Annotated in this window: 10 protein-coding genes; 7 read left to right on the top strand and 3 right to left on the bottom strand. The window is 71.3% G+C overall.

Going from position 1 to position 13,435, the window contains the following annotated elements:
* Positions 1-152 precede the first annotated feature (152 nt).
* From ABH920_RS20665 to ABH920_RS20655, 3 genes are all read left to right on the top strand, one after another.
* Positions 153-1,139 carry a purine nucleoside permease gene (locus ABH920_RS20665; protein WP_370350687.1) on the top strand — a complete coding sequence of 329 codons (987 nt, stop codon included), beginning with the start codon at positions 153-155 and terminating at the stop codon, positions 1,137-1,139.
* Between the two features lie 385 nt (positions 1,140-1,524).
* Positions 1,525-2,736 carry a DUF4185 domain-containing protein gene (locus tag ABH920_RS20660; RefSeq protein ID WP_370350686.1) on the top strand — a complete coding sequence of 404 codons (1,212 nt, stop codon included), beginning with the start codon at positions 1,525-1,527 and terminating at the stop codon, positions 2,734-2,736.
* Positions 2,737-2,793: 57 nt separating this feature from the next.
* Positions 2,794-3,627, top strand: a complete 834-nt coding sequence (locus ABH920_RS20655) for a hypothetical protein (protein ID WP_370350685.1) — start codon at positions 2,794-2,796, stop codon at positions 3,625-3,627.
* 84 nt (positions 3,628-3,711) lie between these two features.
* Here ABH920_RS20655 and ABH920_RS20650 read toward each other — a convergent pair whose 3' ends face one another.
* Both ABH920_RS20650 and ABH920_RS20645 read right to left on the bottom strand, forming a co-directional pair.
* On the bottom strand, positions 3,712-4,869 hold the full coding sequence (locus ABH920_RS20650) for a serine protease (RefSeq protein ID WP_370350684.1): 1,158 nt from the start codon (positions 4,867-4,869) through the stop codon (positions 3,712-3,714).
* Positions 4,870-4,946: 77 nt separating this feature from the next.
* Complete coding sequence (locus tag ABH920_RS20645) at positions 4,947-8,231, bottom strand: tetratricopeptide repeat protein (RefSeq protein WP_370350683.1); 3,285 nt, start codon at positions 8,229-8,231, stop codon at positions 4,947-4,949.
* Positions 8,232-8,393: 162 nt separating this feature from the next.
* On the opposite strand from ABH920_RS20645, the gene ABH920_RS20640 reads away from it, so the two are divergent.
* The 4 genes from ABH920_RS20640 (at position 8,394) to ABH920_RS20625 (ending at position 12,558) form a co-directional block, all read left to right on the top strand.
* A complete protein-coding gene (locus ABH920_RS20640) occupies positions 8,394-9,338 on the top strand; it encodes a CHAP domain-containing protein (protein WP_370350682.1) in 945 nt (314 codons plus the stop codon).
* 68 nt (positions 9,339-9,406) lie between these two features.
* Positions 9,407-10,102: a two-component system response regulator CseB gene (gene cseB, locus ABH920_RS20635; RefSeq protein ID WP_370350681.1), complete on the top strand. Its 696-nt coding sequence runs from the start codon at positions 9,407-9,409 to the stop codon at positions 10,100-10,102.
* Positions 10,099-11,310, top strand: a complete 1,212-nt coding sequence (locus ABH920_RS20630; RefSeq protein WP_370350680.1) for a sensor histidine kinase — start codon at positions 10,099-10,101, stop codon at positions 11,308-11,310. Before cseB ends, ABH920_RS20630 begins: the two co-directional genes overlap by 4 nt.
* 162 nt (positions 11,311-11,472) lie before the next feature.
* Positions 11,473-12,558: a D-alanyl-D-alanine carboxypeptidase family protein gene (locus ABH920_RS20625; protein ID WP_370350679.1), complete on the top strand. Its 1,086-nt coding sequence runs from the start codon at positions 11,473-11,475 to the stop codon at positions 12,556-12,558.
* Here ABH920_RS20625 and ABH920_RS20620 read toward each other — a convergent pair.
* Positions 12,548-13,429: an LLM class flavin-dependent oxidoreductase gene (locus tag ABH920_RS20620; protein WP_370350678.1), complete on the bottom strand. Its 882-nt coding sequence runs from the start codon at positions 13,427-13,429 to the stop codon at positions 12,548-12,550. The two genes, ABH920_RS20625 and ABH920_RS20620, sit on opposite strands and share 11 nt — an antisense overlap.
* Positions 13,430-13,435 lie beyond the last annotated feature (6 nt).

Raw genomic sequence — 13,435 nt, 5'->3', positions numbered from 1 at the left:
TGGATCCCTTCACTGACGTGCGTCGGTTCCGGTCGGCAGAGCTCGCCGACCGGGACCGGCGCCGTTTCCTGCCACCTCAACGGTCTGATGCGAGTCTCGGTCGGCCACCTCGATAATCGTCGCCCTGACGTGTCATGCGAGGCGAAGGCGGGATGACGATGGTCCGGCAGGTGCGGGTGCTGGTGATCACGATGTTCGACACCGAGCCGGAGGACGGTCTCGGGGAGGGCTTCCGGTGGCGGATGCGTGAGGGGCTCGACACCTCGGTGGCCGTTCCGGGGCTGTGCGCCGATTTCCCGCTGGTGCACGGACGCGAGGACGGCCTGTGGCTGCTGACCACCGGGATGGGCGAGTCGAACGCGGCGGCCTCGGTGGCGGCGCTGGCGCTGTCAGGGCTCTTCGACCTGTCGCAGGCCTATGTGCTGATAGCGGGCATCGCCGGGATCGACCCGGCCGTCGGCACCATCGGATCCGTGGTGTGCGCGGACTTCGCGGTCCACGGCGGCTACGCGCACGAGCTGGACGCCCGCGAGATCCCGGCCACCTGGCCGCACGGATTCGTGCCGCTCGGCGCGAGCGCGCCGGGCAAGCCGCCGGAGCTGCGCGTGCCCGGCGAGGTCTACCGGCTGGACGAGTCCCTGCGGCAGGCGGCGGCCTCGATCGGCGCCGGCGTGGAGCTGGCCGACGATCCGGCGGTCGCCGCCCTGCGCGCCGACTATCCGGGCCCCGGCAGTCAGGGCCCTGCATTGCTGTCCGGATCGTCGCTGACCACGAGCGTGTTCTGGTCCGGGCACCAGCTCGGCGCGCGAGCCACCAGCTGGGTGACGGACTACACCGACCGCCGCGGCCGCTACGCCGTGACGCAGATGGAGGACAACGCGACCCTGGTGGCCCTCGATCGCGCGGCACAGGCCGGGCTCGCGGACCTCTCGCGCGTGGCGGTGCTGCGCGCCGGCGCGAACTTCGACCGCGCCGCCCCCGGCAAAGCCGCGGAGTCGGCGTTCACCCAGGACGTGGGCTGGACGCTGGCCGCGGAGAACGTCTGGCGCGTCGGATCGCGGCTCGCCGACGAGATCGTCACGAACTGGGACGCCTGGCAGCACGGCGTGCCGGCGCGCTGGGCCGGCGTGCCGATGTAGCCCGCCGCCGTATCTAGTGGTCGAAGTGATTCGGGTGAACCACTAGCCGGCGTGGCCGCCACGTTCGCCGACCAGGCCACCTGCGACGCCAGCCAGGCACAGTCCCGCGCCACACCGAACGATCCCGGACGGTGGCGGCGGCGTGGGTTGCACGAGGATCGACTGCAACCCCGTCTGATCAGTACATTCGACCACCCGGCTACTGACAACTCACAAACTGATCCATGGCGGCGGGAGCCCCGGTACGGCGGGCTCCCGCCGCCTTCTGTCGCCCGCCGGCGCCCCGGATTGTGCGATCACTGTGCGCGGATTGTGAAGCGCCGACCCAAGAATCCCGCCTGTGACAGTCGTCGCATCCTTACCCCGATGAACAAGAGGGTTGAGAATGTCTGAACCATCACTGAGCGGCCGCGACTTCAGTCGGCGCACACTCCTCAAGGCCGGGACCGGGCTGACGCTGGGCGCGGGGATCGGCCTCGGCGCCGGTGTGGGCGCCGCCGCACCGGCGTACGCCACCAACGGCGTCGGCCAGACCGGGGCGCCGCTGTGCCAGAACGCCGGGGGCGACTCGGCCAGCCAGCAGGGGCTCGGCTGCGGGGACCTGGGCATCCCCTACCTCCGGCAGCACGACGGCACCTGGGGGTACGTCTTCGGCGACTCCTACAGCGGGCCCAGCCAGGGCGACCCCAACACGTACATCGGCTCGCCGGTGATGCTGAACCAGGCGACGTTCGACAACACCGGGGCGAACCCGATCTCCTTCACGTGGGCGATGCCGACCGCCGGGCAGGCCCGCCAGACGTTCGACTACACGCACGGTGCGAACAACGGCCTCGGCGACGTCGAGCAGAGCCGCATCCCGAATGACTGCATCGAGTTCGGCGGCCGTACCTACATCCAGTACACGTCGGTCTTCACCTGGGGCCCGCCAGCGGGATACGACGGCTCGGTGTGCTCCGGCGTCGCCTACTCCGACGACTACGGCGTCACTTGGAGCGACTACAGCTACCACTGGCCCGGCGACCGCACCGGCGGCAACGAATCGCTCTACGGGATGTGGTCCTTCGCCGGCATCGACGCCGACGGCTACCTCTACGTCTACTCCAAGCGCTGGAACGGCAGCCACAACAACAGCGCGGACCAGGGCCTGATCCAGCTGTTCCGGTTCACCCAGGACGACTTCCGCAACGGTGCCTGGCAGAACCAGCAGAACTGGGCCAACGTCAACGGGAACTGGACGTGGACCTCCGACGCCTACCCGACCCCGTTGTTCCCGGCGGGCAGCAACCTCGGCGAGTTCTCGGTGAAGAACATCAACGGCACCTACTGCATGAGCTACTTCGACGTCGGCAACTACGCGATCTACACCCGCACCTCACCGCGCCCCGAGGGTCCCTGGTCGGACCCGCAGCCGCAGATCGTCGGCGACTACCGCTACCCCAGCTACTGGGGCAAGCCGCAGGTCGCGAACCTGTACGGCGGCTACATCCACCCCGGGAGCGCGAGTGCGAACTCGCTGACGCTCATCGTGTCGCAGTGGCCTGGCAACACGCCACAGCCGTACCGGGTGTTGCAGTTCGACGGCATCAACCCGTGAGCCGGGGCTTCTCGATTTTCTGTTGACACAACAGAAAATCAGAGCCATGATCGCCCCATGTCCGAACCGTCACCCGAACCCGCGCCGCGCCGCGGCCGCCCGCGCAAGGACCCCGGCCGGCTGGCCGTGTGGAGCCCGCCGCCGGGGTGGTCGCGGCTGGTCGCCTGGGTCGCGCCGGAGGAGAAGGACGCGCTCAAGGCGGTCGCGGCCGACGCCGGCGTCCCGGTCGCCGACCTGGTGCGCGCGCTGGCGGCCGGACTCGTCCACGGAGTCGTGGACGCCGAGGAGTTGCTGACGCACGTCCGCAAGGGGGCCACAGTCATGGAGAAGATCCCGACGATTTTCGAGCGCGACGACCGATTCCACGTGGTCGACAAGCCGCGCGCGGACTGCGAGTGGGTGTTCGCCGGCGCCGGCCGGGCGACGGAGAAGCTGGACGGCACCAACGCCCGGCTGACAGTCCGCTCCGGCACGATCGTGCGGGTGGAGAAGCGCCGCAACCCGTCGAAGGCGCAGAAGGCCGCCGGCATCGTCGACGGCTGGTACGTCGACACCGACGAGCACGGCGCCGAGGACAAGTGGCTGCGCGAGGCCGCCGCCAACACCCTCGTCACGGCCTGGCCGGACGGCGAGCACAGCGTCGAAGCCCTCGGCCCCCGCATCCAGGGCAACCCGCTGGGGCTGGAAGAGCACATCTGCGTCCCGTTCAACCTGACCGTCCCGGACTACGAGAACGCCCCGCGCACCTACGCCGAACTGCACGACTGGCTGGCGTCCCTGGAGTCCCGCTACGCCCCCGGGCACCTCGCCGAAGGCGTCGTCTTCCACCACCCCGACGGCCGCCGCGCGAAGATCAAGCGCAAGGACTTCGCCCGCGCCCGGACCAGCTGAACAGCGCTGGACACCGCTGGACACCGCGTCGCGATCCCCGCTCCGGGGATCGCGACGCGGCTCACCCACGACTCACCACAGGCGTCACAACGAAGCGCTCTGCGCCGCCTGCCAGACCGCCTGCTCCTCGTCGCCGAAGTGCGTGCCCTCCATCTGCGGACCCTGCAGCCAGTTCAGCCAACCCAGCGGACTCGGACCCTGATTCGGGTTCTGATACCGTGAGTTGACGCCGGTCTGCACCCCGCTCCCGGTCGAGGGATCGAAGTTCTGCATCCACGGCCCGCCGCTGCACCCCGGCGCCTGCGCGGTGTTCAGGACGTCGTTGGCGTAGACGGCGTCGGGCTGGGACTGGCCGCGGGTGACGGTCAGCGTGCGGCCGTCGAACGCACGCCACAGGTTCTGCGGCTCGCCGTTGCTGGCCCGGGTGCCATCGTTGTTGTCCGACCAATACCAGTTGCGCTCGTTGGTCTGCGGGTAGCCGAACATGTACTCGTACTGGTTCTGCGGCTGGTTGAACCCGATCTGCTGGGCCCCGGTGACCTGCGCGATCGGCCGGGGGTCATCCGGGTTGGCGACCAGCACCGCGGCCATGTCGTGGCCCAAGGCGAAGTCAGCGCTCCCGCTCCAGGTGTTGGTGATCCACTCCCGGGTGGCGCCCCACACGCCGTAGGGCGCGATGTCCGTGCCGGGCAACGCCGTGCTGGTGGTGCCGCGCGGCAGGGCCGCGCCGTTGTAGCCGGGGATGAAGACCATGTTGGTGACCAGGGTGTTGCCCATGCCGTAGGGCGCGCCGAGGTCGAACGGCGTGTGGACGGCCACGCAGTGCGCAGCGGTCACCACAACACTCTGATTCGCGCTGGTCACGACGTCCGCCGAACACGCGTCGGGGATGAGCGCCCCGCTGTCCACGTCCTTCTGCACGAAGAACAGCTTCCCGGCGGTCCGGGTGATCAGGCCCTGGCCGTCGACCGACCACGGCGTGCTGAGGTCGTCCCAGCCGCCTTGCGGCTCGGTGGCGTCCTGGCCGTCGTCGTTCAATCCGACCGAGGCCATCTTGGCCAATGTCCAGTAGTTCACCTCGGCGCGCAGATCCTGGGTGAAGTTCGGGCCGGCGGCGACCACCGGCGGCAGCTCCACGGCGGTGGTGTCGGCATGCGCGGCCGGAGCGACGACGCCGACCGTCGCGGCGGCGATCGCGACGACCGCCAGGCGTGCGGAGGCGGTGTGCGGAAGATGTCTCATGAACCGGGAGTCTGGGTCCTGATGTTCACAATCCGAGCACACCGATCGCACACCGAGTAACCAGCCGCACCGAGTGATCAACGCACGACGATCTCGTACTCCAGGAAGACCTCGACCGGCTCTTCGTCCGGGACGACGGCCGCGCCATAGCGGTTCCGGACGCGCCGGGCGTCCGCCGGGAGCCCCAGCCGCAGATAGATACTCAGCGCTCGACGAAGGTTCGCGCCGCCCTCGTCCGTCCGGCCGTGCCGCAGCAGGATGTCGCCGACGCCCTCGAAGGCCGTCGCCTGATCGTCGGTCTGCCCGACTTCCCGTGTCATGACCAGCGCCCGGCCGTAGACCGCCAGCGCCTCCTCGACACGGCCCGCGGCGTTCAGTGCGGCAGCATACTGATTAAGCGCCCACGCCTCCTCCCCCCGGCCGCCGGAGTCCCGCAGGATCCGCAGCGCCTCGGCGGTCGCGGCCACGGCGCCCGCGTGGTCGCCGACCAGGCGGCGCACAGTGCCCAGTTCGGCCGTGACCGTGGCCTGGGCGGTCGCGTGGCCGAGGAGTCGGTACAGGTCCAGCGCCTGGGTCAGGACGTCGTCGGCGCCGAGGTGGTCGTCGGCCAGGCAGCACAGGCGGCCCAGCTCGGTCAGGGCGCCCGCTTGCCCGAGCGGGCTGTCCAAGCGGCGGTAGATGCGCAGTGCGCGCGTGATGCTGTCGCGCGCGCCGCGCAGGTCCCCGGTCCGGCGCCGCACGATGCCCAGCGATGTCAGGGCATTGGCTTGCCCGAGCACGCCGTCCAGCCGCCGCCACAGTTCCAGGGCCTCGGTGAACGCGGCGGTCGCGCCGTGGTAGTCGCAGGTCAGGTGCCGGATCGCGCCGAGCTGGGTCAGGACCTCGGCCTGGCCTGGCGTGTCGTTCAGGCGCTTGTAGAGCCGGTAGGCCTGGGTGCAGGCATCGGCTGCCGCGACGTAATCCCCCGCGAGCCGGCGGACCCGCCCGATCTCGTTGAGCGCCCTGGCCTGACCCGGGAGATCGTCCAGCCGTCGGGAGAGCTCCAGCGCCTGGGCCCCGGCGTCCCCGGCGGCGAGGTGGTCGCCGACGAGTTGCCAGGCCCGGCTCAGTTCGGTCAGGACCAAGGCTTCGGCGATGGTGTTGTCCGAACCCTGATACAGGTGCAGCGCCTCCCGGTGCGCCTCGACGGCACCCGGATAGTCGCCGCACAGCCGCCGCGCCCTGCCGAGGTCGGTGAGGGCGCAGGCCAGGGCCGGGGCGTCGGTGCCACGGCGCGCGAGGTCGACGGCGGCGGTGTGCAGTTCGAGGGCCACGGTCCATGGGCCGTGCGAGTACAAGTGGGTGGCCAGGGCGGCCGACAGGGCGATCGTGTGGCCACCGTGACGGGCCGCGGCGATCAGATTCTCGATCTCACCGGCCATCCAGGCCTGCGCGGCTTCGCGATCCTCGATCAGGGGTTGGTGGCGAGGCACATGAGCCCCCGTCGGCGCGGCGTACAGCGTCGGCAGGGTCCTGATCTGACGGTCGGCCCGGTGGGCGGCGTGCCGGTAGTAGTCGAACAAACGGTCCAGGGCGGCCTCGCTCTCGCCCTCGACCTCTTCCTCCGTCTCGGTTCGAGACAGCACATAGCTGCGCATCAGATCGTGCATCCGGAACCGCCCCGGCACGAGCTCGATCAGCAGGCTGCGATCCGTCAGATCGCCCAGCAACCGCCGCGCAGACCGCAGATCGACGTCGAGCAACGACGCGCAGGCGAGAACATCGACATCGCGCCCCGGAACCTGCGCTATCCGGCGCAGCACCGTCTCCTGCGCAGGCGTCAGATTCCGGTACGACAGCTCGAAAACCGACGCCAGGCTGCGCTGACCGTCGTCGAAGACGTCCAGGTCCCCGGCGCCCTCACTCAGCTCCCTGATGACGTGCTCGATCTGCCAACTGCGCCGATACCGCAGCAACGCGGCCGCGATCCGCAGCGCCAGCGGCAGCCGCCCGCACATCTGGACGACCTCCGTCAGCGGCCCGTCGTCGGCCGGCGTGCGTCCCGCTCCCGCCGTGGCACGGAACAGCGCGACGGCGTCGTCGACCGGCAGCACGTCCAAGCCCAGCGGTTCGGCGTCGTCCAGCGCCTTCAGCCGCCGACGGCTGGTGATCAGCACCAGACAGCCGGGACCGGCCGGAATCAGAGGCCGGACCTGGTTCTCGTCTTCGACGTTGTCCAGCACGATCAGAGTCCTGGTACCGGCCAGCACGGCCCGGTACTTGGCCGCGCGGGCGTCGAGCTCGTTCGGAACCGTCTGCGGCGGGGCGCCGAGCGCGGCCAGGGCGCTGCCCAGGACGTCGAAGGCGGTGCGCGTCGGCACGGCGATCGAATGCGCGTGGAACTCCAGGAACAGCTGTCCGTCCGGGAAGCCGTCGGCCAGCAGGTGCGCGGCGTGCACGGCCAGCGCGGTCTTGCCGATCCCGCCCATCCCGTCGATCGTGCAGATCACCGGCGCGCCCGGGGTCTCGGCCGCCTCGGCGCGCTTGGCGAGGCGGGCGATCTCGAACAGTTCCTCGACCCGGCCGGAGAACGCACCGGTGTCGGCGGGCAGCTGGTGCCGCGGGTCGGCGGGCCGTACCGGGACGCGGCCGGCGAGCGCGTCGCTGTGCGCCTGGCGCAGCGCGGGGGTCGGCGTGCGGCCCTGAGAGCGCAGCGAACGGTCGGCGCGGGTCGCGGTCTGGGCCGCCTCGTCGGTCTGCCCGGCTTGTGTCAGGGCCCGGATGAGGGTCGCGGCGACCGCTTCGTCGTCGGGCCGGGCCGCCGCCACGTCCCGCAGCACCGCGGCGGCCTCGGCAGGCCGTCCGGTCTCCAGCTCGATCTCGGCCAGCAGCATCGCGGCGTCCCGCCGCTGACGCTCCAGCCCGGCGGCGCGGTTGCGCAGGTAGGGCGTGTCGAGCCCGTCGAGCGGACGGCCGCGCCACAGGCCCAGCGCCTGGCGCAGCCGCTCCGCCGCGAGCTGGTGCTCCTGCCCGGCTCGGGCCTCGCGGGCCCGGCCCAGCAGTGTCCCGAAGCGCTCGGTGTCGAGCAGTTCGGGGGCGAGCAGCGCGGTGTAGCCGGGGCGGCGGGCGACCAGCCGGATCCGGTCCTCGACCGGCTCCAGGGCCTTTCGCAGGGCTGAGACATAGTTGGCGATCTGCCGGTCGACGGTGTCCGGGGGCGTGGACGGCCAGGCCCACTCGGCCAGGTCGGTGCGGGAGACCGTGCGGCCGTGGTTGAGCACCAGGACCGCCAGCAGGCACAGCCGGCGTTGGCCGTCCAGGTGGAGCGGTTCGCCGCCGTGGTCGACGGTCAGCCCGCCGAGCAGCCGGATATCGGGATCCATCGGTCCATCCCCCGCGGATCGGAAGATCATGACGTCGTCGGCAGCAGGGGCGATCCCGGCTGTGCAATCAGTGTGCGTACTTTGTGAAGTGCTGTCGCAAGACTACTCACCGTGTCAGCCGGATCACAATGTCCTCAGCCCCCCCTCAAAAGGAAGACAGCCGTGAGACTCACCACAGCGTTCCCCACGACGTCCGCCGCACCATCGAGCAAACTCCTCAAACTCCTGGCGGCCCTGGTGCTGCTGCTGTCCTCGTTCGCCCTGACCACGAGCCCGGCGTCGGCCTCGACCGGCGACATCGTCTCGATCGCGAACGCCAACATCGGCGACCACGCCTGCGACACCAACAGCGCCGGCGGCCAGGGCTACTACACCAGCTGCACCGGCGCCGGCGGCTCCCCGGAGAACTGGTGCGCCGACTTCGCGATGTGGGTCTGGGCCCAGGCCGGCTACGACGTGTCCGGCCTGTCCCCGGCCGCCGGCAGCTTCGGCGAGTACGGTTCGGGCCTGCACTCGACCCCGCAGGTCGGCGACGCTGTGGTGTTCAACTACAACGGCTCCGGCTACGCCGACCACGTCGCCCTGGTCACGGCTGTGAACTCCGACGGGACGATCCAGAGCATCGGCGGCAACGAGGTCACGAACGACCCCTCGACGTCCTCGGTCAACAGCAACACCTACGACGGCACCGTCGGCTACAGCTCGTACTGGGGCATGAACATCAGCGGCTACGTCTCCCCGAACGGCGGCGGAGGCGGCGGCGGCGGGCCCTCGGTCTCCGGCATGGGGCAGTGCGACACGTCGTCGAACGCCGACTGCTGGAACACCGCGGCCGGCGACGGCTCGGACTGCCACAGCGGACACTTCTGCATCTACAGCGGGCCGAACTACACGGGGACGGTGTTCTCGTTCTACAACTGCCAGAACAACGGCGCCGACTGGGCGCTGCAGAACTGGAACGGACCCGGGTCGTATATCAACCAGAACACCGGCGGCGCGGTCGCGAGCATCAAGGACCAGAACCACAACGTCTTGACGGCAACTAATCCCGGGGATGTCAACACGTCGTACGACTTCGGCCCGGCCTGGTACGTCCAGGCCTGCTGATCGGCGGTGCACCGTCCTCGCCCAGCTGCGTGACGTAAGCGACAGATCCGGTATGTAAAGATTACCGCGTGACGTCTCTGCTGCTGGTCGAGGACGACGAGGTGATCCGCATCGCCGTGGGCCGGACGCTGGAGCGCTACGGCTTCGCCGTGACCACGGCGGCGGACGGGCTGGCGGGGCTGGAGCGGTTCCGGGAGGCGGTGCCGGATCTGCTGCTGCTGGATGTGATGCTGCCGGGGCTGGACGGCATCGGGTTGTGCCGGCGGGTGCGGGAGAGCAGCCAGGTGCCGATCCTCATGATGTCCGCGCGGGGCGATTCGCTGGACGTGGTCGGCGGGCTCGAGGCCGGGGCCGACGACTACGTCGTCAAGCCGGTGGACACGTCGGTTCTCGTGGCCAGGATCCGGGCTGTGATGCGGCGCAGCACTGTGGACATGGATGTGCCCGGTACGCCCGGCGCCTCCGCGGATCACCCCTCCGAGCTCGTCTTCGGCGACATACGCATCGACCCCCACGGCATGGAGGTGTCGCGCGCCGGCGAGCCCGTCGCCCTGACGCCGACCGAGCTGCGCCTCCTGCTGGAGCTGGCCGCGCACCCCGGCGTCGTGCTGGAGCGGCACCGCCTGCTGCGCGACGTGTGGGACTACAAGTGGCAGGGCGGGGATTCGCGCGTCGTCGACCTGTGTGTGGCGCGGCTGCGGACGAAGATCGGCGCGGAGCGCATCGAGACCGTCCGTGGCTTCGGCTACAAGCTGCGCCGATGAGGAACCCGCTGCGTTCGCTGAGCGTCCGGATGGCCGTGCTGGCCGCCGTGGCGGTGACGGTCGCGTCCGGCTCCATCGGCTTCCTCATCCACCAGAGCACCAAGTCCCGGCAGCTCTACTACGGCCGCGTCAGCGCGCGCGACGATCTGGCGCGGGCGATCTCCTCGGGGCAGTCGGACCAGCCGGGCCTGGCTCCCCCGGTCCCGGCGCCGCTGGCGGCACGGGCCCAGGGCACGCAGCTGGCCGTCACGTACTACGACGACAGCGACAGCGCGTGGCCGGTGATGTGGGCGGCGCAGTACTTCAACGGTCGGCTCATGACCGCGCAGTACCCCATGAGTTCCGAGAAGCGCGACCTCGAAGCGCTCGACCGGCACACCTTCTACGCCGCCGTCGGCACCGTCTCCGTCCTGGTGCCGCTGGCGGCCTTCGGCGCCGAGTTCGCCGGACGACGGCTGCGCCGCGCGGCCCGCACCGCGCACCGCATCGCCGCCGGCGACCTCGACGCCCGCATCGGCCCGCGCGGCGGCTCCGGTGACGAGGTCCACGACATCTCCGCCGCTGTCGACTCCATGGCCGACGCGCTCCAGCAGCGTCTGCACGCCGAGCAGCGTTTCACCGCCGACGTGGCCCACGAGCTGCGCACGCCGCTCGCGGGCCTGGTCGCGGCGGCCGAGCTGCTGCCGGACGGCGAGGCGACCGAGCTGGTCCGGGACCGGGTACGGGCCCTGCGAAGCCTGACCGAGAACCTGCTGGAGGTCTCCCGCCTCGACGCGCGGGTCGAGACCGCGGACTTCGTCGCGGTGCCGCTGCGCGAGTTCGTCGCCGAGACGGTCGCGGGCATCGGGTTCGAGGTGCTGCTGGCCGTCACCGGTGATCTCGTCGTCCGCACCGACCCGCGCCGCCTGGACCGGATCCTCACCAACCTCCTGGTCAACGCACATCGCCACGGCCGGGCTCCGATCGAGCTCGGCATCGACGGCCCGACGCTGACCGTCCGCGACCACGGCCCCGGCTTCCCGCCCGACATCCTGTCCCAGGGCCCGTCCCGCTTCCGCACCGGCGCGCCGGAACGTGGTCGCGGCCACGGCCTCGGCCTGACCATCGCGCTCGGCCAGGCCCGGGTGATCGGCGCGCGCCTGGAGTTCGGCGACGCGTACGACGGCGGCGCGGTCGCACGGCTCACGCTCCCGGGCACACCGGACTGACGGCCGATGGCGGCCGATGCCGACCGACGGCTGATACCGGACTGATACACAGCCCAGGCCCGGCGGATACCCGGCCACGGCGGGTCCGATACGACGCCGGGCGATGGTCGGAGGGTGAACCCGACTCACGATCGAAACACCGCCGATCCGCAGGTCCCCGACATGCGGGAGCCGACCGAGCCGCCACAGAGCGAGCCCGGCCCCCGCCCTGGCCCGCACGTCCCCCAACCCCAACCCCAGCCCCAATCCCAGCCCCAGCCCCGCCCCCGACGCCGCCACCGCGCCGTCATCCCGATCGTCGCGATCACGGTCGCCCTCACCGCCTCCGGCGCCGCCTTCGCCATCGCCGCACACCACAGCACCCAACCCGCCCCGAGGTCCGCCGCAGGATCCATCCACGGTCCCGCACTCGCCCCGGCACCGGTCTCCGTCGACCTCGGCTCCGGCGTCACCCTGCCGTGGCCGGCCCAGGGCCAGGCGACCGTCGAGGTCGAAGGCCTCGGCAGCCTGGGCACCAAGGGCGAGCAGAAGCCGGTCCCGATAGCCAGCGTCACCAAGGTGATGACGGCGCTCGTCATCCTCACCGACCACCCCCTCGACGGCGACGATCAGGGCCCGATGATCACCGTCGACGCGGCCGCCGCGAACGAGGCGTCCGACCCGGACCAGTCGACCGTGCGCGTCGACAAGGGCCAGGCCTTCAGCGAGCACGACCTGCTCGAAATGCTGCTGATCCCCTCCGGCAACAACATCGCCCGCCTGCTCGCGCGCTGGGACGCCGGCACCGAGCACGCCTTCGTCGCCAAGATGAACGACACCGCGCGCGGCCTCGGCATGACCGACACCACCTACACCGGCGCCAGCGGCTACGAGGAGACGACCAGGAGCACCGCGGTCGACCAGCTCAAGCTCGCCAAGAAGGCAATCGCCGACCCCGCCTTCGGCCGCATCGTCGCCATGCCCACCGCCACGGTGCCCGGCCTGCGTGCGCGGCTCGTCAACACCAACGCGCTGCTCGGCGAGAACGGCGTGATCGGCATGAAGACCGGCTCCAGCACCCCGGCCGGCGGCGCGCTGATGTGGGCCGCCCGCCAGCCCGACGCCACCGGCACGACCCGGCTGGTGCTCGGCGTCGTGCTGGACCAGCATCAGGGCTCCACATCGAACGACGACCTGCGCGCGGCGCTCGCCGCCAGCAGAACCCTGATCCAGGGCGTCGGTCAGGCGCTTGCCTCGTTCAACCCCTGACGTCCGCGAGCGCCGCGAGTGTCGCGCCGAGCTGTCGCACCGGCTCGTCCCCACTGAACCGCAGCACGACGCTCGTCGCACCCGCCGCCTCAAGCTCCGCGATCCGGGCGACGGCATCGGCAGGCGTGCCGCTGACGGTGAAGATCTCCTCCGGGGTGCGTCCCAGCCATCCGGCCTGATCCTCGACCTTGTCCCGCAGCACCTCCGCGGCCTGCCCGGCGTCGTCCGCCACGGCCGCGTACGCGAACACGATCAGCTCATGGTCCGGCGCGGCTCCGCCCTGCCGGATCAGCGCGAGCGCCGCCCGCAGATCGGCGGGACCGAGGCCCTCGGCGATCACCGTGCCGTCGGCGACGCGCCCGGCGAGCTCCAGCGACCGCGGCCGCACGACGCCGAGCACGACCGGCGGCACCACCTCGGGCGGGTGGACCAGCCGCAGATCGTCGATCCGGACCTCCCGGCCCTGCGTCTGAACGCGCTCGCCGCGCAACAGCGCACGCAGCACTTCGGCCGACTCCCCGAGCAGGGCCAGCGCCGACCCGGGAGTGGCGCCGACCGACGCCATCCACTCGGTGACGCCGTGCCCGAGGCCGGCGACGAACCGCCCGGGGTGCACGCGCGCCAGGAACGCCGTCTCCATCGCCAGCAGCGCCGGATGCCGCAGCGGGGCCGGGGCGATACCCAGGCCGACCCGCAGCCGCGAGGTCGCCGCCAGCGCCAGCGCCGCCGCCGAGATGCCGCCGCCCCATCCGAGGTCTTCGACGACCCACAGGTCGTCGGCGCCGAGCGCCTCGACGTCGCGGGCGAAGGCCGGAAGCCCCTCCGGGGGCCAGGCACGGTCGTACATGACACCGATTCGAAGATTCGTCACGCGGCA

Origin of the sequence: Catenulispora sp. EB89 (assembly GCF_041261445.1) — a bacterium.
GTDB lineage: Bacteria > Actinomycetota > Actinomycetes > Streptomycetales > Catenulisporaceae > Catenulispora.
The sequence above is the reverse complement of the archived record's forward strand: the minus strand, read 5'-3'. Positions and strand labels throughout refer to the sequence as shown.

Excerpts from the sequence above, each read along its gene's own strand:
- ABH920_RS20655 (WP_370350685.1), top strand. The coding sequence starts at position 2,794 with ATGTCCGAACCGTCACCCGAACCCGCGCCGCGCCGCGGCCGCCCGCGC.
- ABH920_RS20645 (WP_370350683.1), bottom strand. The coding sequence starts at position 8,231 with ATGGATCCCGATATCCGGCTGCTCGGCGGGCTGACCGTCGACCACGGC.
- ABH920_RS20630 (WP_370350680.1), top strand. The coding sequence starts at position 10,099 with ATGAGGAACCCGCTGCGTTCGCTGAGCGTCCGGATGGCCGTGCTGGCC.
- ABH920_RS20625 (WP_370350679.1), top strand. The coding sequence starts at position 11,473 with ATGCGGGAGCCGACCGAGCCGCCACAGAGCGAGCCCGGCCCCCGCCCT.
- ABH920_RS20665 (WP_370350687.1), top strand. The coding sequence starts at position 153 with ATGACGATGGTCCGGCAGGTGCGGGTGCTGGTGATCACGATGTTCGAC.
- ABH920_RS20650 (WP_370350684.1), bottom strand. The coding sequence starts at position 4,869 with ATGAGACATCTTCCGCACACCGCCTCCGCACGCCTGGCGGTCGTCGCG.
- ABH920_RS20660 (WP_370350686.1), top strand. The coding sequence starts at position 1,525 with ATGTCTGAACCATCACTGAGCGGCCGCGACTTCAGTCGGCGCACACTC.